Genomic DNA, 25,894 nt, shown 5'->3' on the forward strand with positions numbered 1-25,894 from the left:
CCCGGATAACATGATGACCGTAGCCGCCGTAGACCGCCTGATACACCACGCGACAATTATCGAATTAGAGGGGGAAAGCTACCGACGACAGCAACAGCTTAAGCAAGCTTCAAAGAGCAAAAAGTAAGACCACCCAACCGGCCATCATAGTTGTCGCGGACCGGACAAGATAGTTGACGCCAGACAGTTGGGTTCTACTGGGAAAAAATCGAAAAGTATTTGAAACGATGGAGTTCGCTTTAGGAGAGGGAAGAAAGCTGCAAGTAGTGTTGGGCCCACCTGGACTCGAACCAGGGACCAAAATTCATGTGTGGCCGTTTCTACGTATCCGACGCCCCCTTAGTCCAGGGCCCTTCGGACTAAATGGTATCTTCAGGCAGCGGTTTTATCGAGACCGCGCTTATAGTGCCGGGTTTGGAAGGGGAGTAAGGCTTTCATAAACGGCCTGAGATCGTGATCGAGCCCCCAGGATCGGGCCAGCCCGTCGACACGCTCCCGTGACAAACGCTCAGGAAGGTTCGCCTTCGCATCAGAGGCGACGGTTTGCAGTTCTTTCTTCTGCTCGGCACTCAGGCAGTTGAACCTGGATAAACGGTCAACCAGATAGCCGGCCAGGCGTCGCTCTTCTAGGGGCAACCCTGAAAGCGTCGGGACATAGCCCTGATGCCAGACTTCAAGGGCTGCTTTTACAACCTCTTGGTCTGTCACACGGTCGAGTCCTTTGTGTGCGACGTTAAGTAAGGAATTCATGAAATATCCGCGTTGATCACTTTGTATACGTTTTTATAACGTGGGTGATATTCCCTGTCAATCTGTCGAGGTTGCCGGGAAAGTACTTACGGGCCTCCTCGGCACGGTTTTTGAACTCCTCGATGGAGAGTCCATGGTCAAACAGCGTGTGTATATCATCGATGTCCTGGTCTCCATAGCGCCCGAGTTTCGAAACAGCCAGGTCCACTTTTTGAACCAGGTAGACCCAGATCGGTGAGTCTTCCTCGTTCCGGTTAAGCCAAATGGCGTCTTCCTGGTAATTCTCATGCAACGGTGCGAGGGTCGGAGTGAAATTCGGATCGAATACGATAGATGAGGGGCCGGTTTCCGGATCATCAAAAAAGACTTCATCCAGCGCAAGGACCAGCTCATTTGGAGAAATCCTCTCCATAGCTTCGAGTTCAATATCCAGATCACTGCTACCACGAGCGTTAGTATGGAGGTGGAGAGCACACCCGCCGAAAATATACGCCTTACAGCTACCAGGCTTTGCTCCTCGATCTTCCAGGAAGTCAGCCAGGTTATCGAACATTTCGAAAATGGCTTTCGCCATTGGTGTGTCCCTGTATATTTCGGTCATGGATACCCCCGTATATCAGCCCGGAAGCATAACAGAACCTCAGAGTCGTATCGTCCAGGTTAGCAGTACAAAAGCGCCGTTGACGTTTGGTTGACACCTAGCGAGGAGAGGGGGGAGAAGTGATGTAAGTGCTTGAAATATGGTGGGCCCACCTGGACTCGAACCAGGGACCAAAGGATTATGAGTCCTCTGCTCTAACCAACTGAGCTATAGGCCCTAAAGGGAAAGCGGGCGCCATTATACCCACGAGGGGTGGCGCCCGCTACTGTCTTGCGGATTAACCGTTGCCCTGGTCGTCAATAAAGCCGCGCAGGTGATCGGAGCGGGAAGGGTGGCGCAGTTTGCGCAGGGCCTTGGCTTCGATCTGACGGATACGCTCCCGGGTTACGTCGAACTGTTTGCCGACTTCTTCCAGGGTGTGGTCGGTGTTCATTTCAATACCGAAACGCATGCGCAGTACTTTCGATTCGCGAGCGGTCAGGCCAGCCAGCACCGAGCGGGTCGCCTCGCGCAGGCCTTCGGCGGTGGCGGAATCCACCGGCGACAGGGCCTGGATGTCTTCGATGAAATCGCCCAGATGGCTGTCTTCATCGTCGCCAATCGGGGTTTCCATGGAGATCGGCTCTTTGGCGATCTTCAGTACCTTGCGGATCTTGTCTTCCGGCATGTCCATGCGCTCGCCCAGCTCTTCAGGCGTGGGCTCGCGGCCCATTTCCTGCAGCATCTGGCGGGAGATACGGTTGAGCTTATTGATGGTCTCAATCATATGCACCGGAATCCGGATGGTACGGGCCTGGTCCGCGATGGAGCGGGTAATGGCCTGGCGAATCCACCAGGTGGCGTAGGTGGAGAACTTGTAGCCACGGCGGTATTCGAACTTGTCCACGGCCTTCATCAGGCCGATGTTGCCCTCCTGAATCAGATCCAGGAACTGCAGGCCACGGTTGGTGTATTTCTTGGCGATGGAAATCACCAGTCGCAGGTTGGCCTCGACCATTTCTTTCTTGGCGCGGCGGGCCTTGGCTTCGCCGATGGACACTCGACGGTTGATTTCTTTGATGTCGACTACGTCCAGATCCACTTCGGTCTGTACATTCTGGATGCGCTTCTGCAGGCGCACGATCTCGTCAATGCGCTCACCAATGGCGGCGGCGTAGGGCTTCTTGGTGGCCGCAATTTCTTTCGCCCATTCCAGGTCGGTCTCGTTGCCCGGGAACCATTTGATGAAGTCTTTGCGCGGCATTTTGCAGTCGCGTACGCAGATCTGCATGATGGCCCGTTCGTTCTCCCGCACCAGATCGTTGGTGGAGCGAACCACGTTTACCAGCTCGTCGAACGCCTTGTTGCCCAACTTGAACGGGGCAAATACCTGGCCCAATTCGTTCAGGGCTTCCTGGGTTTTCTTGTGGCTTCGGCCGTGCTTGGCCAGCGCCTTGTCGGCGGCATCCAGTTTTTCTTTCAGCAACTCAAAACGCAGGCGGGTTTCTTCCGGGTCCGGACCGTTGTCGGTTTCTTCCTCGGTTGAGGTGTCGTCATCATCATCGCTGCTGTCGCTGTCGTCAGCAGAGGTGTCTTCACTGGTGTCTTCGCCCATGAACGGCTCGGCGTCGTCCGGGTCCAGGAAGCCGGTAACGATGTCGCTGATGCGGCCTTCGTTCTCGATGATGCGATCGTAAGCCTGAATCACGGTGCCGGCGGTGCCGGGGAAGTGGGCTACGGCCGCCATGACGTCGCGAATGCCTTCCTCAATGCGCTTGGCGATCACGATTTCGCCTTCACGGGTCAGCAGTTCAACGGTGCCCATTTCACGCATGTACATGCGCACCGGGTCGGTGGTGCGGCCGGCATCGGTTTCCACGGCGGCGAGAGCGGCGGCGGCTTCAGCGGCGGCGGCTTCGTCGGCGGTGGAGTCGCCTTCGGTCATTAACAGGGTATCGGCGTCGGGTGTTTCTTCGCACACCTGGATACCCATGTCGTTGATCATCCGGATAATGTCTTCAACCTGATCCGGATCTGCGATATCTTCCGGTAGGTGGTCGTTTACCTCGGCGTAAGTCAGGTAACCTTGTTCCTTGCCTCGTGCGATGAGGTCTTTCAAACGTGATTTCTGCGAATTGCCTGACATAGACACCCTGTAAACTCGCTTTTAAAGAGGAAAAAAGTTAAACAGCCATTATAGCTGCCGCGTATCTGCTGTGCCACCGAATGGTTAGATGGTGATCAGTGGCGTCAGTTTCAAGTGGTAATGCCCCAGCAACGGGATTTAACGCAGACTTCAATCTACGTTGCCCTTGCTGAGCGTTCTCAGCTCTTCCCGCTGTTCCGGGGTGAGCGTGGCCAGATTCCGGAGCAGGGTTGCCAGTCTTTGCTGGCGCGCGGCCTCTTCGTTCGGGCTCAGCAGTTCTCTGGCGGCTGCCAGTATGCTTTCCCGGGCCGGTATGTGCTCCAGTCCATCAAACAGGTTGTAGAACCTGTCTCTGGCCTGTTTGTCCGTTGCCAGCCCCGAGACTAATGCCTTGCGGGTACTGATATTCTGTTCCATCAGCCAGCGGGCGAACCGCCCGGCCTGCTCCAGCTGGCGGTTGCTGTCAGCCAACGTTTTGACTTCCGCCGCCATTTCCGGTGCTTCCAGCAGTGCCAGGCAAAGCGTGCTGTCTTTGCTCAGCTTCACATCTATCCGTTCTTCTGTCGGTCGGTTCTGCCGCTCGCCGCGCCATCCGCGGGCTTTGAAGTCATTGCCTTTGGGCCGTTCCTGCCAGGGCTTCCGGCCGCCACACAGGCGCATCATTTCGTGCCACATGGCGTCCCGCAGTGTACTGCGGGGCATCTTGTTCAGCAGCGGTTCTGTGCGGGCTCTCAGCTCGCCCCGGTGTTCCGGCAGCTCCAGGTTCAAACCTTCGCTCTGCCGGTCGAACAGGTAACGTGACAGGGGCGTTGCCGCCTCAATCCGCTCCCTGAAGGCGTCTGCGCCTTCCTTCCGGATCAATGTGTCCGGGTCTTCACCCTGTGGCAGCATCAGAAACTGCAGATGCAGGCCGTCGGCCATCAGTTCCAGGGCGTTCTCCATGGCGCGGTCTGCTGCACGGAAACCGGCCTGATCGCCATCAAAGCAGAACACAATGTGCCGGACTTGCCTTAGCAGGGCGGTCAGGCTGTCCTGGTTGGTTGCGGTGCCCAGGGTTGCAACGGCATCGTGTATGCCGTGCTGGGCCAGCGCGATCACGTCCATGTAGCCTTCAACCACCAGCAGTTTGTCTAGCTGGCGGATGGCTTGCCGGGCCTCATAAAGGCCGTAGATCTCTCGGCTTTTATGAAACACATCCGACTCCGGGGAGTTGATGTATTTGGCCTTGTCGTCTCCAAGGGTTCGGCCGCCAAAGGCCACCGTTTTGCCCCGGGTGTTCCGGATCGGAAACATCACCCGATTGCGGAACAGATCTCTTGGCCGGCCGTACTTGTCTGAAACCGTTTTGGTTTCCAGTAATGGCTCTTTCAGGTCTTTCGGCGCCGCGTCAAAAAGCGCCGTTCCGGTGCCGGGCGCAAAGCCGATCTGGTACTGCTCGATGATGGCATCGTCCAGGCCGCGCTGTTTCAGGTAGTCCCGAGCGTAAGCGCCTTGCTGGCTGCCCAGAGCCGAGTGGTAGAAGCGGCTGGCGAAATCCAGGGCGTCGGTCAGGGATCTGGCCTGCTGCATTTCCTGACGCGCGGCTTTATCATAGGGCACCTCAAGACCTGCCCGTTTGGCCAGCTCTTCGACAGCCTCGGTAAAGCCAAGCCCCTCGAATTCGCGGATAAAGCTGATGGCATCGCCATGAGCGCCGCACCCGAAACAGTGGTAAAAGCCTTTATCTGGCCGAACGTTGAACGACGGTGTTTTTTCGTCGTGAAACGGACAACAGGCCTTGTAGTTGGCGCCAGCCTTTTTGAGGGTGATGCGGCTACCGATCAGCTCTGCCAGATCAATCCGATCAAGCAGGTCTTCAACAAATCGTTGAGGGATCAGTCCGCTCATGGTGGCTCCACTTCAGTCGGGGTGCCTGATACAAACCGGTATTCGCCATAGCCAAAAATGCCGCCGAAGCCAGGCCTCGGCGGCATTTTCAGTTTGCCGGAGAAGGCGAAACGCCGTTCCGGCAATCAGTCTTGCTGTCGATGCGCGCTGAACTCAGTACAGACGCTCGAACTTACGCTGCTCACGCTGAAGCTTCTTGAGATGACGCTTAACGGCGGCAGCTGCTTTACGCTTACGAACAGCGGTCGGCTTCTCGTAGTGCTCACGACGACGTACTTCAGACAGTACACCGGCCTTCTCGCAGGAACGCTTGAAGCGACGCAGTGCTACATCAAACGGCTCATTCTCTTTCACTTTAACAGCTGGCATTCGAAAATCACCTACCTGATAGATTCGGTTTCAATTGGTTCCGCCGGCCTTGGCCACGCGGGCTCGATACCTGGTCAGATTGGCTAAAACTCGACCAGTGCATAATTTAGGGCGGCAATGATAGCCGTTGGATATGTTCAGGTCAATGACTGTTCAATGAAACTGCCGGAGCCTTTCGGGTTTCTGCTAAAATGCCGCCAGTTCCTCATTCCCATTTCGGACGCGGCCCAGACTATGCTGATTCTTGGTATTGAAACCTCCTGTGACGAAACCGGCGTTGCCCTGTATGACACCGAGCAGGGCTTGCTGGCCCACGCGCTGTTCAGCCAGATTGCTATGCATGCGGATTATGGCGGGGTAGTGCCTGAGCTGGCGTCCCGTGACCATGTTCGCAAGCTGTTGCCGCTGTGTGACCAGGTATTGGCCAAGGCTGGCAGGGATCGTAACGATCTTGAAGGGATAGCCTACACCGCCGGCCCCGGGCTGGTTGGGGCGCTGATGGTGGGTGGTTCCGTGGCCCATGCTCTGGGTTTCGCGCTGGGCATTCCGGTGCTGGGTGTTCACCACATGGAAGGGCATTTGCTGGCGCCAATGTTAGAAGACAATCCGCCAGCGTTTCCTTTTGTTGCTCTGTTGGTGTCCGGTGGTCACACCCAGCTGGTTCGGGTGGATGGTATCGGGCAGTACCAGATGCTGGGTGAATCGGTGGATGACGCCGCCGGCGAAGCCTTTGATAAAACCGCCAAGATGCTCGGGCTGGATTACCCCGGAGGCCCCCGGGTGGCGGCGCTGGCGGAGAAGGGCCGGGAGGGAATCTACCGTTTTCCCCGGCCAATGACGGATCGTCCCGGGCTGGATTTCAGCTTCAGCGGTTTGAAAACGTTTACCCTGAACACGGTGAACGATGCGAAAGATAACGATGCCTTCGATGAGCAGGTAAAAGCGGACATCGCCCTGGCCTTTGAGGCGGCTGTAGTGGATACCCTGACCATCAAGTGCCGGAGGGCGCTGGAGCAAACCGGTTGCAAGCGCCTGGTTATTGCCGGTGGAGTAAGCGCCAACAAGCGGTTGCGGGCAGGGCTGGAAAAGATGACCGCGAAACTCTATGGCTCGGTGTTTTACGCCCGCCCGGAGTTCTGTACTGACAACGGCGCGATGATTGCGTATGCCGGTGCCCAGCGGCTCCAGAGCGGTCAAAGGGACGGTGAGCGCATTGTTTCGGTGCCGCGCTGGCCGATGAATACCTTGCCGCCGGTTAACGAGCCGCGGGCGAATGGCCTGGTCGATTAACCCGGCCGGGCTTTAAAGCCCGGTTTCCCGGCCCTGGGCGAGGCGGATCAGGTTGTTGCGGTGGCGCACCACGATCAGCAGGGTCAGCAGCCCGAACAGTGGCAGGGTTTCCGGCTCAATGAGCGCGCTGATAACCGGCCCACTGGTAACCGCTACCAGGGAGGCCAGCGCTGAAATGCGCCAGCGCCACATGATCAGCAGCCAAAGCAGCGCCATGATACCGGTGGTCACCGGCGCCAACGCCAAACCGGCCCCGAGCGCTGTGGCCACGCCCTTGCCGCCTTTGAAACGATAGAACAGGGGAATCATGTGGCCGGTGACCGCGCACAGTGCCACCATGGCCTGAACCAGTATCGACATACCCGCAACGTGTGATAGCCACACTGGCAGCCAGCCTTTGAAGGCATCCAGTACCAGTGTAGCCACCGCCGGTTGCCAGCCACCGGCCCGGTATACGTTGGTGGCACCGGGGTTGCCGGAGCCCAGGGCTCTTGGGTCAGGCAGGCGCCAGAGCCTGCATACCGGGATGGCAAACAGCACGGAGCCGGCCAGGTAGGCGCCGAAGCAGAGTGCGACAATCAGAACTGGGTTACTGGTCAGGTTCATGGCCATATCACGGGCGCGCAGACGGCGCCGGGTGTTCTGTGAGAAAATGCCCGCCCTGAAGCTCAGTACACAGGCAAACTCCCACACTATCGTTTGCCTGCACATTATTCAATCAGCCTTGAGTGGAACACACTGGGAGTCCGGTTTGGCAGAAGGTTTGGTAGACACAGTGCTCATCGAGGGCCTGGCGGTGGACACCGTGATCGGCGTTTACGATTGGGAGAGGAAAATCACCCAGCGGATACTGGTGGATCTGGAAATGGCCTGGGACAACCGTCTGCCCGGGGCCAGCGACAATGTCGCCGATGCACTGGATTACGCGGCCGTTAGTGAGCGGGTGAGTGAATGCCTGCAAACCCTGAAACCCCAGCTGCTGGAACGGGCAGCGGAAGAGATTGCTGCGCTGTTGCAGTTGGAATTTGGTGTGCGCTGGCTACGGCTGACCCTGAACAAGCCCGGGGCCGTGCCGGCTGCGCGCTCCGTGGGCGTCCGGATTGAGCGGGGAACGCGGGCATGAGCCGGGTTTACATCAGTATTGGCACGAACATCGAGCGCTACTGCCATGTCACTGTTGCACTGGACGCGCTGGCCGGGTGGTTTGGAGATTTGACCATCTCGCCGGTTTACGAGAGTGAATCCGTCGGTTTTGAAGGTTCCGATTTCCTCAATCTTGTGGTGGGAATCGACACCGGGCTTTCGGTGGGTGAGCTGTCCCGCCGGTTCAAGCAGTTGGAAGCCGACAACGGCCGAACCCGATCTGCGCCCAAATTCAGCCCTCGAACCCTGGACCTGGATATATTGACCTATGATGATTCTGTCGGGGTGGTCGACGGTGTCGAGCTGCCGAGGGCGGAGATCCTCAAGAATGCTTTCGTGTTGCGGCCGCTGGCAGACATTGCCGGGGTAGAAATGCATCCGGCCTGCCGGCAAACTTACCAGCAGCTCTGGCAGGACTACCAGCGTGACCAGAAGCTCTGGCCGGTCGACTTCAGCTGGCAGGGGTGCCAGATTTCACGGGCGGTTGGCTGACCTGAATAGGCGGATCATCTGGTCGGTGGCACTGTCGCCGGCGGTGCCTTCGAATTTATCCCCAAGCAGCCGGGGCAGGATCTGGTTGCCAATTTGCTTGCCCAGTTCCACGCCCCACTGATCAAAGCAATCGATATCCCAGATCACGCTTTGCACGAAGGTGCGGTGCTCATACAGCGCGATCACGGCCCCAAGGGTTGTCGGGGTAATCTTGTCCATCACCAGAATATTGCTGGGTTTATTGCCTGGGATTTCCTTGTGGGGTGCCAGGGCTTTTGCGTCAGCCGAGGCCAAGCCCGCCTGCAACAGTTCCTGTTCCGCCTCGGCCCGGGTTTTCCCGGCCATCATCGCGCTGGCTTGGCTCAGGCAGTTGGCAAACAGGGTAGCGTGGTGATGTTCCACCGGATTGTGGGACTGCAAGGGGATGATGAAGTCAGCCGGGATCAGCCGTGTGCCCTGGTGAATCAGCTGGTGGTAAGCGTGCTGGCCATTGGCGCCAACGCCGCCCCACAGGATTGGCCCGGTTTCGTAATCCACGGCGGTGCCGATCTGCGTTACCCGCTTACCGTTACTTTCCATATCCAGCTGTTGCAAGTGCTCCGGCAGATGCTTGAGGTATTCGTCATACGGTAGAACGGCGTGGCTCTGTGCATCCCAGAAGTTGTTGTACCAGACGCTCAGCATGGCCATGATCACCGGCAGGTTGCTGGCCGCTGGCTGTTCACGGAAGTGACAGTCCATGGCGTGAGCACCCTCAAGCAGTGCCCGGAAGTGCTCCATACCGATGGTCAGGGCAATGGGCAGGCCGATGGCCGACCAGAGGGAGTACCGCCCCCCGACCCAGTCCCACATGGGGAAGACGTTGTTGCGGTCGATGCCGAACCGGATGGCTTCGTCCACGTTGGCGGTAACCGCCAGGAAATGCCGGGCCACCGCGGGCTCACTGCCGCTCTTGTCGAGAAACCACTGGCGCGCTAGCAGGCTGTTATCCAGTGTTTCCTGGGTGCGGAACGACTTCGACTGCACCAGGAATAAGGTGGTTTCCGGGTTCAGCGACCTCAAGGTTTCGGCGATATCGGTGCCGTCAATGTTGGCAACAAAGTGGCAGTTCAACTGGCCTTGCCAGAAGGGTTTCAGGGCTTCCACCACCAGTTTCGGGCCGAGGAACGAGCCGCCGATACCGATGCTCACCACGTCGGTAAAGGGTTTGTTGGTATAGCCGGTATGGCAGCCCTCGGTGATGGCAGACACCAGCTCCGCCATTCTGTCGAGTGTGGCGTGCACTTCCGGAATAATGTTTTCACCGTGTACCCGAACGTCCTGGCCGCGGGGTTGGCGCAATGCCGTGTGCAGGGCGGGGCGGTTTTCCGTTCGATTGACGATGCCGCCATCAAACAGCGCGTTTCGCTGCTGCTCCAGGCCACAGGCCTGGGCCAGGTCCATCAGCGCGTTGAAGGTCGCATCGGTAAGCCGATTGCGCGAGAAGTCCAGGGTCAGGCCTGCGCCGCTCACCAGGTACCGCTGGGCTCGCTGCGGGTCGTCCCTGAACAGATCCCGTATCGGCGTTCCGGCCAGCAGATCCTTGAGTTGGGCCAGAACCCGCCATTCCGGGAGATGAGTCAGTGGTGCCGGTTTGTCGGGCATCAGAGGTTCCTTTCTGTTCGCCGCCGGGCAGTCTTCAGGCGGTGGTTCCTGGTGTTATCGGGTGACGCTAAGGTTGTCGATTAGCCGGGTCGTCCCTAAAAACGCCGCGACCAGAAGCGTCAGCTCCCGATCTGCTTCGCTGGCGGGTTTCAGCGTCTGGCTGTTCACAATGTTGAAATAGTCCGGGCGTAGCCCGGCTTTGGCCAGCGTGTCGTTCGCTTCCCGTGCCAGATCGTCAAAATCGGAGCGGCCCTGTTCCAGCTGCGCAGCCACGCTGGTCAACGTCTGATACACCACCGGCGCAATGGCTCTCTCCTCTTCATTGAGATAGCCGTTTCTGGAACTTTTCGCCAGTCCGTCCTCTTCGCGAACAGTGGGGGCGCCAATAATTTCAACCGGAATCATCAGGTCCCGGGTCAGTTTGCGGATGACCGCCAATTGCTGGAAATCTTTCTCGCCGAACACGGCCAGGTCGGGCTGAACCATGTTGAACAGCATGGTAACGACCGTTGCCACACCTTCGAAGTGCCCTGGCCGGCTGGCACCGCAGTGCCCCTCGCTGACTTCCGGCACAACCACTTTGGTTTGTCGGGCCAGGCCCTCGGGGTAAATCTCGTCCGCCGAAGGCGCGAACACCAGGGTGTTGCCAGCGGCGGCCAACTTGTCCTGGTCGTCGGCGAGTGTGCGGGGGTAAGTGTCCAGGTCTTCGTTGGCGCCGAACTGCATCGGATTGACAAAAATGCTGGTGACAACGATATCTGCAGCCTCTGCCGCCTTCCGTACCAGCGAAACGTGGCCCTCGTGCAGGTTGCCCATGGTGGGCACCAGGCCAATGGTTTTACCCTGCTGCCGGTAGCTGCGCAGAATGGTTCGGAGTTCTTTAAGTGAATGTACGGTTCTCATGCCTTGAACGTATGCTCCTCGGCCGGAAATGAACGCGCCTTGACGGCCTGGGCGTAGGCGGCGATGGCCTCCGGAATAGAGTTGGTTTCCGCCAGGAAGTTTTTCACGAAGCGGGGTTTTCGGCCGGTGGTGATGCCCAACATATCGTGCAGCACCAGCACCTGGCCGTCGGTGTCTGCGCCTGCGCCAATGCCGATCACCGGGGCCCGGACGGCCTGGGTGATGCGGGCAGCGAGAGGGGCGGGTACGCATTCCAGAAGGATGACATCGGCGCCTGCCGCTTCCAGCTCGCAGGCATGCTCGATCATGGCTTCGGCAGCCTTTTCGTCACGGCCCTGAACCTTGTAGCCGCCAAACTTGTTAACGAATTGTGGCGTCAGCCCCAGGTGGGCGCAAACCGGTACACCGCGCTCACTCAGGGCTTCGATGGTGTCTTTCATCCAGTCAGTACCCTCAAGCTTGACCATGTGGGCGCCGGCGCGCATCAGTTCTGCGGCGTTGTCCAGGGCATCGGTCACGGTGCCGTAAGACATGAAGGGCATATCGGCCATGATCAGTGAACCCTGGTTGCCTTTGGCAACGCAGCTGGTGTGGTAAACCATCTGTTCCATTGTGACTGGCAGGGTGCTGTCATGCCCCTGCAGAACCATGCCCAGCGAATCACCAATCAGGATAACGTCAACGCCGGCCTCGCTGACCACATGTGCGAAGGTGGCATCGTAGGAGGTCAGGGCAGAGAAGGCTTCGCCCTTTTGCTTGTATTCCCGCAGGGTATTGATGGTAACTGCCATAAGATCCTTGCCTTTTGGGTGGATGGGCCGGTTCTGGCTCGGGGTCGTCCGAGTTCAGAGCGATAGATTAATGCCGGGGTATATCTGACACAAGAGTAGCATGGGAGTCTGGCTTGGGGTCAGTGACTTCCGGCCTTTGGGGGCAATAATCGAAGCTGGTTGTCCGGGCATGCTTGTCGCAGTGTTTCAATGCTTCGGCCATCAGGCAGCGTCAGCTCGGGATTCAGGTCGAGAATGGGCTGCAGCACGAAGTCCCGGTTGGCCAGCTCGGCATGGGGTACGGTCAGTCGCTCGTCGTGGATGCTGTCGTTGCCGTAAAGCAGCAGGTCAAGGTCCAGGGTTCGGGGCCCCCAGTGGCGCAGTCGCTCCCGGCCGTGAGCCTGTTCGATGGCTTGAAGATGATCCAGTAACTGGTGCGGCGTCAGCTCCGTGGACAATTGCACGGCGCCATTCACGAAGTCCGGTTGATCCTGGGGGCCAACCGGCCGGCTGGCATAGAAGGCAGACTGTGCCAGCAGGGTGGTATTGGGCAGGCTGGCCAGTTCGGCAACCGCGCGTGCCAGCTGGGCGGTTGGGTCTTCCAGATTGCTGCCCAGCCCAACATAGGCCACTACCGTCATGCTTGGGGTGGCCTTTTGACTGGGCTGCGTTTGCGGCGCCGTTTACGCGGGGTGCTGGCGGAGCCTAGCTCAGACAGCATTTTTTCCTGCCCGCGTTCGTCCAGGCGCTGGAAGTCCGTCCACCAGTCGCCGAGGCCCGGTTCGATCTCGCCGGCGGATTCACGTACCAGCAGGAAATCATAGGCAGCCCGGAAGCGCGGGTGGGCCAGCGTGCCAAAGGCCCGCTTGCCCTGGCGCCTGGGCAGGCGCATCTGCATTTCCCAGATCTCTTTCATCGGGCCTGAGAAGCGTTTCGGAATGGCTGTGGCCTGCACCTGCCGGCCAATGACTTTGCCGATGGCGCCATGAAGGGCGGGCTGCACCGGGTCGCCATTATCCTGGCGGCGGCGCCATTCCACTTGCAGGGCCGGCCAGAGCATGGCGGCAAACAGGAAGTAAGGCGTGACGGATTTGCCCTGGGCAATCCGGGCGTCGGTATTGCGCAGTGCCTGGCGAATGAGTTCGTCGGATTCCCCGGCGTCGATGGCCTTGGCGGTTTCCGGGAACAAGGGCGCCAGTAGGCCGTACTCGCTGAGCAAGTCATAGGTCGCTTCGCCATGGCCCGCCGAGAACAGCTTGAGCACTTCATCAAACAGCCGGGCCGAGGGGATGTGAGTCAGCAATGGCGCCAGTTCCCGGATGGGAGCTTCGGTGTCCGGTTCAATTTCGAAACCCAGTTTAGCGGCAAAGCGGATGGCGCGAAGCATGCGAACCGGATCTTCCCGGTAGCGGGTTTCCGGGTCACCGATCAGGCGGATCTGGCGATTTTTCAGATCGTCAACGCCGTTGGCGTAGTCGATGATCGTGAAGTTGCGGATGCAGTAGTAAAGCGCGTTGATAGTGAAGTCACGGCGCAGGGCGTCTTCTTCCTGGTTGCCGTAGACATTGTCCCGCAACAGCAGGCCATGCTCACTGGTTCTGTGCTCATCGGCTGCCGGTTCGTCTTCGGTGTCCCGGGCGTTGCCCCTGAAAGTGGTCACCTCGATGATTTCCCGGCCGAATACCACATGCACAATCCGGAACCGGCGCCCGATCAGTCGCGAATTCCGGAACAGGTCGTGAACTTCCTCAGGGGTAGCGTCGGTGGCAATGTCGAAATCCTTTGGCTGCCCGCCCAGGAGGATGTCGCGCACGCCGCCGCCCACCAGATAAGCTTCATAGCCGGCTTTGTTAAGCCGATGCAGGACTTTTCGTGCGGGCTCGCTGATCATCGAGCGGGACACGGTGTGCTGATCCCGGGGGATCTCCTGCCGCTGGTAGCGTCGGGCTTTCTTTTTCCCGTTGCCGGGAATGAAGGAGCGTAGTTTTTCTACAAGTCGTTTAGGCATGAAATTCCGTGATTGCGATGCGCAAAGACGGGGATTTTAACGGTTTGCGCAGGAATTGCACATGTTTAGGCAGAAACGGAAATAGAAAAGGTGATTTTTGTTCAGGAGTTGGGGTGGTCAGGGTGAGTCTGTAGGCCAGATAATCAAAAGGCGGATTCGTTTTCACGAACCCGCCCTGAAAGCGTTGACGATCTGCATTGTTTTTGTTGTTGCCGGGATTCTTTTTGATTTTTCTACCCCACCGTGTTGTCCCAACAGTAAGGACATCAAATAACGCAAACGGAAAGCTTTGAATACATAGAGCGGTCAGGAGCAAGGTGCGGGTTATCGGGGTAGTTGCAGTGCCGCTTCAGGAGCGATTCTTCTCTACATCTACAACTCGCACATGCCTGGGGACCACTAAAAAGCAAAGTACCCAAAACACTCAGTTCGCTTGCATCCTGTTCTTGTTTTTGTTGCTGGATGCTCATGCAGCTTTTTGTTTTTGTTTTGCCGCTGCGTTGTCACTTTTGTTTTTGTTGTTGTGCGCTATTAAGAGTGCGAAGGCTGTGCCAGTTTTTGAAAACCTTTAATTAACAGAGGGTTATGTTTTTGTGAGAAATAAGTGTTACCCCGTATACGTCTAAAGTGTTACCTGTCTCACGTAACCTGAGTCGGAAGTGTTACCTTGGGGAACGCTGGGTAACAAATGATTTCGGGTTCATTTCTTTGTTCAGGAACTTTTCTTGCGGGGAATACCCAAACGCTGGCGACGTTCCCACAGAGATTTCCGGCTGATGCCCAGTTTCTGGGCCAGCTCGGTTTCGCTCATCCGGTCCTGGTTCTCCAGCACAAAATGCTGAAAGTAGTCTTCCAGAGACAGGTCGTTGGCGGAGTCCGGCTCACGGGTGCGGGTCTGCTCGTTGTTGCCTTCTACCAGGGTTTCCGGAATGTACTCGTCACTACCCTCGTTATCGAGGTCCAGCACTGCGGGGGTAATGATGTCGCCGTCGGTGAGAATGGACGCCCGTTCGATGGCATTCTCCAGCTCCCGCACGTTTCCTGGCCAGCGGCACCGCTCCAGCGCCTGCATGGCCTCCGGGCTGAGACTGAGCTCCGGCCGTCCGAGCTTCTCTGCCTGCCGCTTAAGGAAACGGCGGGCCAGGCCCAGAATGTCTGACCGGCGTTCTCGCAGGGGCGGAATTCGGATTTGCATTACGTTAAGGCGGTAATACAGGTCTTCCCGGAATTCTCCGGTGCGGGTCATTGCTTTCAGGTTCCGGTGGGTTGCGGCAATCATGCGCACATCCACTTTCCGGCTCTGGGTGGAGCCGACCTTGCGGATCTCGCTTTCCTGCAGCACGCGCAACAGCCGGGCCTGGGCTTCCGCTGGCAGTTCGCCGATCTCATCAAGGAACAGGCTGCCGCCATCGGCGGCTTCAATCAGGCCGGTACGGGCGGAAACGGCGCCGGTGAATGCGCCTTTCTCATGGCCGAACAACTCCGATTCAATCAGGCTTTCGGGGATGGCTGCGCAGTTTACTGAAATCAGCGGCTTGGTGGCCCTGGGGCTGAGCAGATGCAGGGCCCTGGCCGCCAGTTCCTTACCGGTGCCGGACTCGCCCTGTATCAGGACGGTGGTTTCGGTCGGGGCCACCTTGCGAATCAGCGTGAACACCTTCTGCATGGGCTCGCACTGGCCATACATGATGGCTGCCGGGTCGGATTCGGTCGCCTGGTGCTGCCCGGCGCTCTCGCCACTGCCGGGCTCATCAGGCTGCGCACTCTGGCGAGCCAGGATGTTCTCAACGGCTGCGAGCATTTCATCGTGATCAAAGGGCTTGGCGATGTAGTCCACGGCACCGAGTTTCATGGAGTCCACGGCTGAGCGCAGACTGGCATAGCTGGTCATGATCAGCACCGGGGTGTTGGGCGCCCGGTTGATCATCTCGGTACCCGCGGCGCCGGGCAGGCGCAGATCGGTGATGATCAGGTCAAAGCCGTCCGGTTCCAGGTTGTCCGCTTCCTCTACGGAGACGGCATCCGCCACTTCGTAACCGGCGTGCTGCAGCAGCTTGCGGACCGCGGAGCGGATGATGTCTTCATCTTCAACTATCAGAATACGGGGCATATCGCGTTCACGACCTTTCGTTCGGGGTGCTGTTGCCGGTATCGGTGTCTGGCTCGTAGGCGGGCAGGCGTAACCTTACACAGGTTCCCCGCTGGCGTTCGGTATCTGCCGGGCTTTCCACCTGTACGTTGCCATAGTGTTCTTCAACAATGCTATACACCAGTGAAAGCCCAAGGCCCGTACCTTTGTTCGGTGCTTTGGTGGTGTAAAACGGTTCAAAGATATGGTCCAGCTGGTCAGCGGGAATGCCGGTGCCTTCGTCAATCACTTCGATGATAGCGGAGTAGCCATCGCCCTTTCCACTGACCCGGATGGTACCGCCGTCTGGCGAGGCATCCCGGGCGTTGGCCAGCAGGTTGACGAAGACCTGCACCAGGCGTTGCTCATCCCCCAGTATCTGCAGGTTTGCCGGGCACTCATTCATGTACCGGATGCCCATACCCTTGTCACTCAGCGACAACAGGTTGATCGATTCTTCCACGCAGCGGTGGATGCTGACCGGCTCATAGCGGTTGGCATGGGCGTGGTTGCCGGTTCGGGCAAAGTTCATCAGTGACTGCAATATGGCGGAGATGCGTCGGGTTTGCTGCTGTATCTGGTCTGCGGTTTCCAGGATGGACGGGTCGTCGGTTTCCAGTTTCAGGTTCTGGGCCAGCGACGAAATACCGGTGACCGGGTTGCCAATCTCGTGCGCAACACCGGCGGCCAGTCGGCCCACGGAGGCCAGCCGTTCACTGTGCATCAGCTCGTCTTCCAGTAATCGGGTTTCGGTCTGGTCTTCCACCAGAATGATCGAGCCACCTTCCGGATGGTCCGGCCCGCTCAGGGCAGCCTTATGAAGGTTCAGCCAGTGGGGCTTGCCCCGCAGGTCGAGCCGGTGCTTGTAACGGTGCAGGTCGTCGCCCCGGTTGAAGTCGTCCAGCAGGGTATGCCAGTGCTCCGGCAGGGCCATCAGTTTGGCGCCGACCACCTCGTCGGCAGAAATGCCAGTGAGCGATTCGATGGCGTGGTTCCACATCAGGATTTCGCCATCCTCACCGACAGAGCAGGCGGGTATCGGCAGGTTCTGCAGGGTCTGCCGGTAGTGGCGCCGCAAGTTGTCGAGCTCCCCGGCCAGGCCGGTAAGCTGGTTCTGGTAGTCGCCCAGCGCCCGCTCCACATAGCGGATGTCCTGGCCGGTGCCGCCGTGGGTCAGGGGTTTGAAGCCCAGATGGCGTTTGACAATATCCCTGGCTACGGCGGGGCCCAGCAAGCCCGACAGGTTGATTTCAACCTGATCCCGCAGGCGCCTGAGCTGGTAGGGGCGAAACTCCACGTTGGGCAGCTTTAATTGCCCCAGTGCACGCTCTACTTCCCGTCGGGCCACGGTCGGGCCCAGCGGGTCGGTCAGATGTTGAACGAAGTCGTTGGAGGATGTTGCCAGCAGTTCCCTGCGCTGTGGGCGAGACAGCGCACCCAGGGAGCAGGCCTGTGCCGCGCTGGTTTCTTCCGGAGACGCGGGGCTCAGGATTGAGACCAGTGCAAACACCGAAATGTTGGCCGTCAGGCTGATGAAAGTGAACAGGTGCCAATTGTCATAACCCGGGGTGACCGGAAGATCCAGCCAGGACAGCAGGTCGGCGGCGTAGGAAAACGGCAGCACCAGGGTGGTCATCCAGATGGCCAGGCCGGTCAGCAGTCCGGCGATCAGACCGCGCCGGTTGCCCTCCGGCCAGTAGATAACGCCGAGGGCGCCTGGTAGCAGCTGCAAGGTGCCGGAGAGCGAGATGGCTCCGAGGATGGACAGGTCCAGGTTCTGGCCAATGGTTTCGTGGAACAGCAGCGCCAGAAACAGGATAACGGCAATGAGCAGGCGTTTTACCCACTGCAGCCATTGATAGATGTCGCCCTGGTCTTTGGGAGTTTTCAGGGGCAGCACAACATGGTTGAGAACCATGCCCGACAGCGCCAGGGTGCTGACGATCATCAGCCCGCTGGCGGCGGAAAGCCCTGCGATATACATCAACAGTGTTAGCGCCGGGCTCTCCAGTGCCTGGGCCACCCCGATACTGAAAAACGCCTGGGGCACAACAACACCCAGGGCCTGGCCGGCCCAGACAATCAGGGGCACTGGCAGGCCAAGCAGTAGCAGATACAGGGGCAGGCCCCAGCTGGCTTTCGCCAGGGCCCTTGGCGAGGGGTTCTCGCTGAAGGTCATATGGTACATGTGCGGGAGGACCAGCGCGGCGGCAAACGACATCAGCAGCAGGGCCCGCCAGCTGCCATCATTGATCGCCATGGTCATGGTTGCCTCGGGGTGTGAGGCCCGGGCCAACCATTCTTCAAGCCCGTCGGTGCCGCCGAACACACCGAATAACACCACACCGCCCAGCACCAGCAGGGCAACCACCTTGACCAGGGAGTCAAAGGCGATGGCCAGCACCAGCCCCTGATGGTTGCCAGAGCTCTGGTGCCGGCGTGCGCCAAAGAGCATGGTGAACAGCACGACGATCAGGCTGAACATCACGCTGATGGCTTTGGGCGAGGTGTCAGGCGCGAGCAGGGACGCCGATACCGCAACAGCCTGAATCTGCATGCTCAGCAGCGCCAGAATGGCGGCGGCTGAGCAGAGTGTCACCAGGGTGCCGGCCCACTGGCTGCGATAACGATAGGCAAAGAGGTCAGCCAGGGACGTCAGTTGATAAGCGCGGCCGATGCGCAAGATCGGGTTCAGCAACACCGGCGCCAGCAGAAAGGCCCCGGAGATACCCAGATAGTAAGCCAGAAAGCCGTAACCGGATTCCGCCGCCATGCCGATGGCGCCGTAGACTGCCCAGATGCCGGCGTAGACGCCAAGGCTCAGGGTATAAACCAGAGGATGCCGTACCCACTGACGCAGCAGGGTGCCCCGCTCGGTACTCCAGGCAATGCCGAACAACAGAATCAGGTACAGGAGGCTGGCCAGTAGCAGGCCGCTGGCGCTAAAACTCATTGGGGTCTCGCCGCCATTCAAGCCAGAAACCGATGGCAATCAGGCCACCCCAGATCACATAGGGGCTATACCAGGCGTTGTCTGGTGAGGTCCACCAGTCCAGGATGTTGGGAGAAAAAATATAAATGGCCAGTACCAGCAAAAAGACCAGGCGGTAGATATACATCGGCTCAGTGGTCCGGACGCAAGTGTGTGTTTGGGGTTATACCACGGGCCTGCCGGGATGTCAGGGGGATGGCGTGCCGGCGCCAGTTTTCCCGGCCCCAGGCGAGCACATCGTCCACCGTTGCCTGCACAAGCGCGGGCGGAGGCTGTTGGCCAAGGGCTGCCAGTGCGTTGACCAGGTTGGCGGCGGGCTGCTGATCATCCAGTGCCGGAGCGTGGGTCTGTTTGCTCAGCTTCTGGCCCTGATCGTTCACGACGACCGGTATATGCAGCCACTGTGGTGACTGGGCACCAAGAGCCCGGAAAATCTGTTGCTGCTGGGCGGTCATGTCCAGTAAGTCGGAGCCCCGCACCACGTGGCTGATGTTCTGGTCTATATCGTCCACCACCACGGCCAGTTGGTAGGCGTAGAAGCCTTCCTTGCGCAGTAGCACCGGGTCGTCCAGCTCTGCAGCTACTCGCTGTTGTTGCTCGCCCAGCAGCAGATCCTGCCAGTGGCTGACTTCGTCGGTCAGGGCAAATCGAATGGCGTAGGGGGTATCTCCAGGTGCTGGATGGCCATCTCGGCAGTGGTCCGGATGATAACCGCCGTGCTTTTGGAGCAGTTTTCGGGAGCACCGGCACCGATAGGCTTTATGCCGCGCCAGAAGCTGGCCAATGGCGGCCTGGTAGGCGTCGTGGCGCCGGGATTGAAATCGTACCGGTTCGTCGGGAAACAGCCCGTGGCAATCCAGGGAATGGAGAATCTGGCCGGTGGCCTCGGGGGGCTCCCGTAGCGGGTCCAGGTCTTCGATACGAACCAGCCAGTCGCCACCGGCGGTGCGGGCTTCCAGCCAACTGGCCAGGGCGGTTACAAGGGAGCCGAAATGCAACGGTCCTGTCGGGGAAGGGGCAAAACGCCCACGGTACCGTGGTTGCTCCATAGAGACTCAGTAAGCCGGCTGCTTATGCGGCCGGCTATCGGTGGGGCTCAGATGCCAGTCTGGCGCTCGCGGATTTCTGCCAGGGTTTTGCAGTCGATGCACAGTGTGGCCGTCGGGCGAGCTTCCAGGCGACGAATGCCGATCTCCACGCCGCACTGATCGCAGAAGCCGTAGTCGTCTTTGTCGATGCGGTCGATGGTCTGGTCAATCTTTTTGATCAGCTTGCGCTCGCGATCCCGGGTGCGCAGCTCCAGGCTGAATTCTTCTTCCTGGGTTGCACGGTCACTGGGATCCGCGTAATTTGCGGCGTCTTCCTGCATGTGGTGCATGGTGCGGTCCACTTCTTCCATCAGCTCCTGTTTCCATTGCAGGAGCAGATTTTTGAAGTGCTGCAGCATGTCAGCACTCATGTAGTCTTCACCCTTTTTCATTTCATAAGGGGTGAAATTGGTAAAACGTTCGCGTGGTTGTTCTGCAGTGTTTGCCATTGAACCCGGCCTCTTGTTTGTACTACTACAAGAACGCTTTGCTTCCGCCGCGCCAGCACGGTTGCTGCGCGGTTTAACCCTGGATAAAAGCATTCGTCCTGAAACGGGAATTTGCGGAAAATAGCAGATTAGTCTCAGGGTGGCCAGCCTTGTGACAACGACTTTTTGCGGAGATCACATGAAGTTTGCTGAACCTTTGGTGGAAGGGCGGCTGATTCGCCGCTACAAACGCTTCCTTGCCGATGTGCGATTGCCCGATGGCGAGGAGGTAACGGCCCACTGCCCGAACACCGGCTCCATGCTGGGCTGCCAGCCCGATAACGCCAGGGTCTGGCTGAGCCGTAGCGATAATCCCAAGCGCAAGTTGAAGTACACCTGGGAGCTGGTGGAAACCGCCCCGGCGGTATTTGCCTGCGTGAATACCGCCCGTCCCAACGCCCAGGCACGGGAGGCCATTGAAGCCGGGCGGGTGCCGGAGCTGGCCGGTTACACAGAGTGCCGGGCAGAAGTGCGTTACGGTGATGAGAAAAGCCGGATAGATTTGTTGTTGTCGGGCCATCCGGCGCGGCCAGACGCCTGGGTTGAGGTGAAGAATGTCACGCTGGCGGACGGTTCAAGCGGCTATTTCCCGGATGCGGTGACCGAAAGGGGCCAGAAGCACCTTCGGGAACTGATGGCGCAGGTTGCAAAAGGCGACCGGGCGGTACTCTTCTTTGTGGTTAACCACACAGGAATCGAAAGGGTGCGCCCGGCGGATCATATTGATGCCCACTATGGCGAGTTGTTACGCCGGGCGAAGGCCGCCGGGGTCGAGGTGCTGGCTTATCGCGCCGCGCTGTCGGGAGCGGATGGCAACCCGGGAGGCAGGCTGGACCTGACCGAAGCGGTGCCGGTCAGTCTTCAAGCCTGATTTCGATCTGGTCACCGTTCTGGCGTACCTCCAGGGCGGTCAAGGCATCGCCCTGGCAAGGGCCCGCAATGCATTCACCGGTGCCGGGCTTGAACAACGCGCCGTGGGTAGAGCATTGGATAAACAGGTTGTCGGCGTCCATGAATTTGCCCGGCATCCAGTTCAGTTCGATGCCCAGGTGCGGGCAGATGTTCAGGTAGGCTTTCGGCTCGCTACCATCCAGAAACACAAAACCGGTCAGGGGCATGCCTTCCGGTTCACGGGCTTTCTGTTTCAGCCGGAATTCAATAAACCGGCCTGGAACCAGTTCCGTTGCCGGGCAAACGGTCTCCCAGGGATGGTTCTGTTCCGTCATTTTGGCAGCAGGGCGTAGCGCATGCGGGTGCCGTGGTTCAGTGACATCACGATTTCATCGGCCTCCAGGCGATGGGGGAAATAGCAGCCGGAGATCTTGGCGCTAGCGATGCTGGCACCCTCCATCCGGGATTTGGAAAAGTCGATGCCGCGCAGGTCGGCGCCCCGGAAGTAAGCGTGGCGCAAATCCAGCCCCTTGGCGTCGAGGCCGCGTAAATCCAGCCCCCGGAAGTCGCCATGGGCAAAACTGGGCAGGTCGCTCAGTTTTGCTTTCTCGGCATTGAACGCCTTGATGTCTTCGCTGCGCAGTATGTCATACAGCGGGTGATCAATCTGATGCAGTTCGTGTTCCTGAATGTCGTCCATCTCACACCTCGAATGGAATGATGCCAAGCGTACGCAGGTAAGTTTAGACGCTTTGGCTCGGTGGCAAGCCAAAGTGCTGCCGAATTCGGTCTGCAACTGCTTCTGCTACATGCTCCTGGTCGGTATGCAGGTGCACGGTGTGGGTTTTCTCCTCCACCGTCAGTGGCTCGAACCAGCGTTGCTGTGCATCCAGCAGGTCTTCGGTGGCTTCCGAGGCATCGCCTTTGCGTTTGCGCACCCACTCCCGCCTTAGCTGTTCCGGGGCCTCGCAGTGCAGCAGCGCAAAGGGCACGCCCTGGGCCTCGGCCACCTTGGCAAAGAGGGTGCGTTCGCGTTCTTTCAGGCAGGCGGCATCCACGATGACAGAAAGCCCGGAGGCCAGCAGGTCCTGGGCCAGATTGGCGAGGTGCTGGTAAGTCTGTTCGGTGACTTCCGGGCTGTACAGGTCCGTGCCAACGCCGGATTTGCTGTCGTCCAGCGGTCCAAGGCCGTGCAACCGCTTGCGCTCAACATCTGAGCGCAGCCTGATCAGGTTCAGCTCGCCGGCCATGGCGGCACTGACGCAGGTTTTGCCGCTGGCTGAAAGCCCGGTGGTGGCCAGCAGGTAATGGTTGGGGATCTCGCCGTAATCTTCCGCCAACTGGGCGTAATCCCGGTAGCGTTGCATCAGGCCGGCTTTTTCGCCCTCGCCCAGGCTGGGGTTAGCCATGGTGAACAAGGCAATCTTGGCCCGGACCATCGCCCGGTAAGCCTTGTAGAGCGGGAGCAGCGCTAAGGCTTCGAAATCGCCCCGGTATTCCAGATAGCTGTTCAGTACCAGGTTGGCCAGCAGCGGTTCACGGCGGGATTCCAGGTCCATCAGCAGAAACGCCAGATCGTTGATGACATCAATCCAGCGGAACGGCTCATTGAATTCGATGCAGTCGAACACCGTGACCTGATCGTTGAACACCGTAATATTGGCCAGGTGCAAGTCGCCATGGCATTCCCGCACCATGCCCTTGGCCCTGCGGCTGGCAATCAGCTCCCGGTGCCGCTCGAAGGTGGTCCGGGTCCATTCTTCCAGATTGTCCAGCTGCAGCAGCAGGGTGTTGTCGTCCAGCATCGGGCGAATCTGGTCGAAGTTTTCCTGCATCGCGGCGTACACCGCTTCCGGGGTGCCCAGGGGTTTATCTTCGGCAACGGCAGGCAAGCTATCGTGGAACTGCGCTACCTGGCGGGACAGGTTGGTGAGCATCTCCGGTGGCAGGTCACCGCGCTCCTGGCGCTTGTCGAACAGCTGGTCCTGGTCGAACTGGCGCATGCGGATGGCGTATTCAAAGGCTTCTCCCTCGCCGCCGATAACAGGTTGCTCCGGTGTGCCGGTAATGGGCAAAACGTCTTGGTATAGTTCCGAGGCCAGGCGGCTGTTGAGTCGGAGTTCTTCCTCGCAGAAGTGCTTACGGCGCGCCAGGGTGGAGAAGTCCAGAAAGCCGAAATCCATCGGTTTTTTGATCTTGTAGGCGTAGCTGCCGGTCAGTAACACCTGTGAAATATGGGTTTCAATGACCTGGAAGCCCTGTACCGGGTGGTCATACAGTGCCGGGTTTTGCAGTGCCTTGATCAGTGTTTCCGATGGGGTCGCGCTCACGGTGTGCTCCTGGTTCCCTGAACTCATTGATTTTTATCGCTCTGTTCTGATTGGCCTACTATAACGGGCGGATTACAGAAATAACACACAACAGACCTGCCGAAGGGGTCGCCCGCTTCGTTATAATCCGGCCATGACCAAATCTCGTTCCCCCCGTAAAAAATCGTCCAAATCCAGGCCAGCGGCCAAACGCAGCGGTTTCTGGCGTTTCATGTTTCGTGTCGGGGCCCTGGGCCTGGTGCTTCTGGCCGGCTGGATGGTGTACCTGGATGCGGTTGTAACCTCCCGTTTTGAGGGCCGCCGTTTTGAAGTGCCGTCCCGTGTCTACGCCCGGCCGTTGGAGCTTTATGATGGCGCGAGCGTGAGCGCGGCAGGCCTTGCCCGGGAGCTGGAATTGGCCGGCTACCGGGCCGGAGATGGCGTTCGGGCCGGGACTTATCAGCGAAATGGCGGGCGGTTTATGATCAGCGCCCGTGGTTTCAGGTTCCCCGATGGTGAAGAGCCCAGGCGCCGATTGTCATTGGTGGTGTCGGGAGACCGTGTTCAGTCGTTTTCGGTGGTCGCCGGCCCGGATTCCCCGATTGTCCGGCTGGAACCGGCCCAGATCGGCGGTATCTATCCCTCCCACCGGGAGGACCGGGTGCTGGTTCGGCTGGATGAGGTGCCGGAGTTGTTGCCCCTTGGGCTGATGGCGATTGAGGACCGACAGTTCTACGAGCATTACGGCGTTGCGCCCTTGTCTATTGCCCGGGCCATGCTGGCAAACATAAAGGCGGGGCAGATTGTGCAGGGTGGCAGTACCCTGACCCAGCAGTTGGTGAAGAACTTCTTCCTGACCCGCGACCAGACCCTGGTACGCAAGGGCAATGAAGCCTTGATGTCGATCCTGCTGGAATGGCATTACGAGAAAGACGACATTCTGGAAACCTATCTGAACGAGGTCTACCTTGGCCAGGCAGGCAACCGCAGCATCAACGGCTTTGGCCTGGCCAGCCAGTTTTTCTTTGGGGAGCCCCTGAAAGATCTGGACGTTCATCAGATTGCCCTGTTGATCGGCATGGTCAAAGGCCCCAGTTACTACAATCCGCGCCGACATCCGGAGCGCGCCAAGGCTCGGCGAGACCTGGTACTGACGGAAATGGCCGAAGCCGGGCTGATCAACGCTGACGAGTTGGCCCGAGCCACCCGCCAGCCCTTGGGGGTGAGCGCCCGGCCGTCCTATACCGACAACCGTTACCCGGCGTATATAGATCTGGTACGCCGGCATCTGGCGCGGGATTACCGGGAAGAAGACCTGCAAAGCGAAGGTTTGCGCATCTTCACGACTCTGGACCCAGCGGTTCAGGATGCGTCGGAAAAGGCGGTTCGCGATACCTTGCCGAGACTTGCCCGTGGTGACACCCGCGAGGCCCTGGAGGCGGCTCTGGTGGTCACCGCCAAGGACACCGGCGAGGTGTTGGCGCTGGTGGGCGGCAAAGACCCTGAGTTTGCCGGCTTCAACCGTGCCGTAGACGCCCGCCGGCCGATTGGCTCGCTGATCAAACCGTTTACCTACCTGGCAGCTCTGGAGCAGGCCGACCGGTATACCTTGATTACGCCGGTACAGGATCGCGCGTTTACCCTGGAGTTTGACGACGGCCGGTTGTGGCAGCCCAAGAACTTTGATAGTGAGGAGCGTGGCGAAGTGCCCCTGCACCTGGCCCTGTCCCGGTCCTACAACCTCCCGGCAGTGCGGGTAGGGCTGGATGTCGGCATCCCGCGCGTGCAGGAAGTGTTAAGGGCGTTTGGGGTGGCCACACCGATTTCGGACTATCCCTCGCTGCTGCTTGGCTCCATGTCGTTGGCGCCGGTGGAAGTAGCCCAGCTCTACCAGGGGCTGGCTACCTCCGGTTTCAACACACCCTTGCGGACCATCCGGGAAGTGACCGATGCCCGCAACGAGCCGTTATCGCGCTATAACCTGAAAGTCGACCGGGTTGCCGACCCCGCTGCGGT

General features: G+C 59.1%; 26 protein-coding genes and 1 tRNA gene. 6 read left to right on the plus strand and 21 right to left on the minus strand.

Annotated elements, in window-relative coordinates:
* A partial coding sequence (locus J122_RS24860; RefSeq protein ID WP_227510291.1) for an ATP-binding protein occupies positions 1-127 on the plus strand: 127 nt, incomplete at its 5' end.
* 245 nt (positions 128-372) lie between these two features.
* Here J122_RS24860 and J122_RS18170 read toward each other — a convergent pair.
* The 6 genes from J122_RS18170 to rpsU form a co-directional block, all read right to left on the minus strand.
* Entirely contained in the window at positions 373-708 is a 336-nt protein-coding gene (locus J122_RS18170; RefSeq protein ID WP_152437228.1) for a hypothetical protein, read from the minus strand.
* A 58-nt stretch (positions 709-766) separates the two neighbouring features.
* Entirely contained in the window at positions 767-1,324 is a 558-nt protein-coding gene (locus J122_RS18175; protein WP_156471783.1) for a DUF6036 family nucleotidyltransferase, read from the minus strand.
* A gap of 167 nt (positions 1,325-1,491) precedes the next feature.
* Positions 1,492-1,568, minus strand: a tRNA-Ile gene (locus tag J122_RS18180).
* A 60-nt stretch (positions 1,569-1,628) separates the two neighbouring features.
* A complete protein-coding gene (gene rpoD / locus J122_RS18185; protein WP_058090688.1) occupies positions 1,629-3,476 on the minus strand; it encodes an RNA polymerase sigma factor RpoD in 1,848 nt (615 codons plus the stop codon).
* Between the two features lie 150 nt (positions 3,477-3,626).
* Positions 3,627-5,363, minus strand: a complete 1,737-nt coding sequence (gene dnaG / locus J122_RS18190) for a DNA primase (protein ID WP_061333533.1) — start codon at positions 5,361-5,363, stop codon at positions 3,627-3,629.
* Between the two features lie 153 nt (positions 5,364-5,516).
* A complete protein-coding gene (gene rpsU, locus J122_RS21330) occupies positions 5,517-5,732 on the minus strand; it encodes a 30S ribosomal protein S21 (protein ID WP_007153483.1) in 216 nt (71 codons plus the stop codon).
* 234 nt (positions 5,733-5,966) lie between these two features.
* Between rpsU and tsaD the strand changes: the two genes are divergently transcribed.
* Positions 5,967-7,022, plus strand: coding sequence for a tRNA (adenosine(37)-N6)-threonylcarbamoyltransferase complex transferase subunit TsaD (gene tsaD / locus J122_RS18200; RefSeq protein ID WP_061333561.1), 1,056 nt, complete (start codon positions 5,967-5,969; stop codon positions 7,020-7,022).
* Between the two features lie 12 nt (positions 7,023-7,034).
* Here tsaD and plsY read toward each other — a convergent pair whose 3' ends face one another.
* A complete protein-coding gene (gene plsY / locus J122_RS18205; protein ID WP_058090724.1) occupies positions 7,035-7,628 on the minus strand; it encodes a glycerol-3-phosphate 1-O-acyltransferase PlsY in 594 nt (197 codons plus the stop codon).
* A gap of 145 nt (positions 7,629-7,773) precedes the next feature.
* Here plsY and folB point away from each other — a divergent pair, with 145 nt between their 5' ends.
* On the plus strand, positions 7,774-8,145 hold the full coding sequence (folB, locus tag J122_RS18210; protein ID WP_061333534.1) for a dihydroneopterin aldolase: 372 nt from the start codon (positions 7,774-7,776) through the stop codon (positions 8,143-8,145).
* Positions 8,142-8,657, plus strand: a complete 516-nt coding sequence (gene folK, locus J122_RS18215) for a 2-amino-4-hydroxy-6-hydroxymethyldihydropteridine diphosphokinase (RefSeq protein ID WP_061333535.1) — start codon at positions 8,142-8,144, stop codon at positions 8,655-8,657. The genes folB and folK (J122_RS18215) overlap by 4 nt, the downstream gene beginning before the upstream one ends.
* On the opposite strand, the gene pgi is transcribed toward folK (J122_RS18215), so the two are convergent.
* The 11 genes from pgi to dksA form a co-directional block, all read right to left on the minus strand.
* On the minus strand, positions 8,640-10,301 hold the full coding sequence (pgi, locus tag J122_RS18220) for a glucose-6-phosphate isomerase (RefSeq protein WP_061333536.1): 1,662 nt from the start codon (positions 10,299-10,301) through the stop codon (positions 8,640-8,642). The two genes, folK (J122_RS18215) and pgi, sit on opposite strands and share 18 nt — an antisense overlap.
* A gap of 54 nt (positions 10,302-10,355) precedes the next feature.
* Entirely contained in the window at positions 10,356-11,204 is an 849-nt protein-coding gene (gene panC / locus J122_RS18225; protein ID WP_061333537.1) for a pantoate--beta-alanine ligase, read from the minus strand.
* The gene (gene panB, locus J122_RS18230; protein WP_061333538.1) at positions 11,201-11,995 is read right to left on the minus strand and encodes a 3-methyl-2-oxobutanoate hydroxymethyltransferase; all 795 of its coding nucleotides are present in this window, start codon (positions 11,993-11,995) and stop codon (positions 11,201-11,203) included. Before panB ends, panC begins: the two co-directional genes overlap by 4 nt.
* A gap of 119 nt (positions 11,996-12,114) precedes the next feature.
* Positions 12,115-12,615: a 2-amino-4-hydroxy-6-hydroxymethyldihydropteridine diphosphokinase gene (gene folK / locus J122_RS18235; protein WP_061333539.1), complete on the minus strand. Its 501-nt coding sequence runs from the start codon at positions 12,613-12,615 to the stop codon at positions 12,115-12,117.
* The gene (gene pcnB, locus J122_RS18240) at positions 12,612-13,982 is read right to left on the minus strand and encodes a polynucleotide adenylyltransferase PcnB (protein WP_061333540.1); all 1,371 of its coding nucleotides are present in this window, start codon (positions 13,980-13,982) and stop codon (positions 12,612-12,614) included. The genes folK (J122_RS18235) and pcnB overlap by 4 nt, the downstream gene beginning before the upstream one ends.
* Positions 13,975-14,298, minus strand: coding sequence for a hypothetical protein (locus J122_RS21335; protein WP_227510286.1), 324 nt, complete (start codon positions 14,296-14,298; stop codon positions 13,975-13,977). The genes pcnB and J122_RS21335 overlap by 8 nt, the downstream gene beginning before the upstream one ends.
* Positions 14,299-14,694: 396 nt before the next feature.
* On the minus strand, positions 14,695-16,092 hold the full coding sequence (locus tag J122_RS18245) for a sigma-54-dependent transcriptional regulator (RefSeq protein ID WP_061333541.1): 1,398 nt from the start codon (positions 16,090-16,092) through the stop codon (positions 14,695-14,697).
* Positions 16,093-16,099: 7 nt separating this feature from the next.
* Positions 16,100-19,063, minus strand: a complete 2,964-nt coding sequence (locus tag J122_RS18250; protein WP_061333542.1) for an ATP-binding protein — start codon at positions 19,061-19,063, stop codon at positions 16,100-16,102.
* Entirely contained in the window at positions 19,053-19,229 is a 177-nt protein-coding gene (locus J122_RS23680; protein WP_058090701.1) for a hypothetical protein, read from the minus strand. The genes J122_RS18250 and J122_RS23680 overlap by 11 nt, the downstream gene beginning before the upstream one ends.
* A gap of 4 nt (positions 19,230-19,233) precedes the next feature.
* A complete protein-coding gene (gluQRS, locus tag J122_RS18255; protein ID WP_061333543.1) occupies positions 19,234-20,151 on the minus strand; it encodes a tRNA glutamyl-Q(34) synthetase GluQRS in 918 nt (305 codons plus the stop codon).
* Between the two features lie 47 nt (positions 20,152-20,198).
* On the minus strand, positions 20,199-20,639 hold the full coding sequence (dksA, locus tag J122_RS18260) for an RNA polymerase-binding protein DksA (protein ID WP_058090703.1): 441 nt from the start codon (positions 20,637-20,639) through the stop codon (positions 20,199-20,201).
* A 178-nt stretch (positions 20,640-20,817) separates the two neighbouring features.
* On the opposite strand from dksA, the gene sfsA reads away from it, so the two are divergent.
* Positions 20,818-21,549: a DNA/RNA nuclease SfsA gene (sfsA, locus tag J122_RS18265; RefSeq protein ID WP_061333544.1), complete on the plus strand. Its 732-nt coding sequence runs from the start codon at positions 20,818-20,820 to the stop codon at positions 21,547-21,549.
* Here the strand turns inward: sfsA and J122_RS18270 are convergent.
* The 3 genes from J122_RS18270 to J122_RS18280 are packed head-to-tail and all read right to left on the minus strand — an operon-like array spanning position 21,533 to position 23,899.
* Positions 21,533-21,904: a Rieske (2Fe-2S) protein gene (locus J122_RS18270; RefSeq protein WP_061333545.1), complete on the minus strand. Its 372-nt coding sequence runs from the start codon at positions 21,902-21,904 to the stop codon at positions 21,533-21,535. The two genes, sfsA and J122_RS18270, sit on opposite strands and share 17 nt — an antisense overlap.
* Entirely contained in the window at positions 21,901-22,269 is a 369-nt protein-coding gene (locus tag J122_RS18275; protein WP_061333546.1) for a pentapeptide repeat-containing protein, read from the minus strand. The genes J122_RS18270 and J122_RS18275 overlap by 4 nt, the downstream gene beginning before the upstream one ends.
* Positions 22,270-22,312: 43 nt before the next feature.
* Positions 22,313-23,899, minus strand: coding sequence for an AAA family ATPase (locus tag J122_RS18280; RefSeq protein ID WP_197463884.1), 1,587 nt, complete (start codon positions 23,897-23,899; stop codon positions 22,313-22,315).
* A 133-nt stretch (positions 23,900-24,032) separates the two neighbouring features.
* Here J122_RS18280 and mrcB point away from each other — a divergent pair.
* The coding region (gene mrcB / locus J122_RS18285; RefSeq protein WP_061333562.1) for a penicillin-binding protein 1B at positions 24,033-25,894 on the plus strand (1,862 nt) is incomplete at its 3' end.

Origin of the sequence: Marinobacter excellens LAMA 842, from assembly GCF_001574445.1 — a bacterium.
In the GTDB taxonomy this organism is placed as follows: Bacteria; Pseudomonadota; Gammaproteobacteria; order Pseudomonadales; family Oleiphilaceae; genus Marinobacter; species Marinobacter shengliensis.

Excerpts from the sequence above, each read along its gene's own strand:
- rpsU (WP_007153483.1), bottom strand. The coding sequence starts at position 5,732 with ATGCCAGCTGTTAAAGTGAAAGAGAATGAGCCGTTTGATGTAGCACTG.
- sfsA (WP_061333544.1), top strand. The coding sequence starts at position 20,818 with ATGAAGTTTGCTGAACCTTTGGTGGAAGGGCGGCTGATTCGCCGCTAC.
- panC (WP_061333537.1), bottom strand. The coding sequence starts at position 11,204 with ATGAGAACCGTACATTCACTTAAAGAACTCCGAACCATTCTGCGCAGC.
- J122_RS18250 (WP_061333542.1), bottom strand. The coding sequence starts at position 19,063 with ATGAGTTTTAGCGCCAGCGGCCTGCTACTGGCCAGCCTCCTGTACCTG.
- J122_RS18175 (WP_156471783.1), bottom strand. The coding sequence starts at position 1,324 with ATGGCGAAAGCCATTTTCGAAATGTTCGATAACCTGGCTGACTTCCTG.
- folK (WP_061333535.1), top strand. The coding sequence starts at position 8,142 with ATGAGCCGGGTTTACATCAGTATTGGCACGAACATCGAGCGCTACTGC.
- dksA (WP_058090703.1), bottom strand. The coding sequence starts at position 20,639 with ATGGCAAACACTGCAGAACAACCACGCGAACGTTTTACCAATTTCACC.
- dnaG (WP_061333533.1), bottom strand. The coding sequence starts at position 5,363 with ATGAGCGGACTGATCCCTCAACGATTTGTTGAAGACCTGCTTGATCGG.
- gluQRS (WP_061333543.1), bottom strand. The coding sequence starts at position 20,151 with ATGGAGCAACCACGGTACCGTGGGCGTTTTGCCCCTTCCCCGACAGGA.
- rpoD (WP_058090688.1), bottom strand. The coding sequence starts at position 3,476 with ATGTCAGGCAATTCGCAGAAATCACGTTTGAAAGACCTCATCGCACGA.
- pcnB (WP_061333540.1), bottom strand. The coding sequence starts at position 13,982 with ATGCCTAAACGACTTGTAGAAAAACTACGCTCCTTCATTCCCGGCAAC.
- plsY (WP_058090724.1), bottom strand. The coding sequence starts at position 7,628 with ATGAACCTGACCAGTAACCCAGTTCTGATTGTCGCACTCTGCTTCGGC.
- pgi (WP_061333536.1), bottom strand. The coding sequence starts at position 10,301 with ATGCCCGACAAACCGGCACCACTGACTCATCTCCCGGAATGGCGGGTT.
- J122_RS23680 (WP_058090701.1), bottom strand. The coding sequence starts at position 19,229 with ATGTATATCTACCGCCTGGTCTTTTTGCTGGTACTGGCCATTTATATT.
- J122_RS18275 (WP_061333546.1), bottom strand. The coding sequence starts at position 22,269 with ATGGACGACATTCAGGAACACGAACTGCATCAGATTGATCACCCGCTG.
- J122_RS18270 (WP_061333545.1), bottom strand. The coding sequence starts at position 21,904 with ATGACGGAACAGAACCATCCCTGGGAGACCGTTTGCCCGGCAACGGAA.
- J122_RS18245 (WP_061333541.1), bottom strand. The coding sequence starts at position 16,092 with ATGCCCCGTATTCTGATAGTTGAAGATGAAGACATCATCCGCTCCGCG.
- panB (WP_061333538.1), bottom strand. The coding sequence starts at position 11,995 with ATGGCAGTTACCATCAATACCCTGCGGGAATACAAGCAAAAGGGCGAA.
- tsaD (WP_061333561.1), top strand. The coding sequence starts at position 5,967 with ATGCTGATTCTTGGTATTGAAACCTCCTGTGACGAAACCGGCGTTGCC.
- folK (WP_061333539.1), bottom strand. The coding sequence starts at position 12,615 with ATGACGGTAGTGGCCTATGTTGGGCTGGGCAGCAATCTGGAAGACCCA.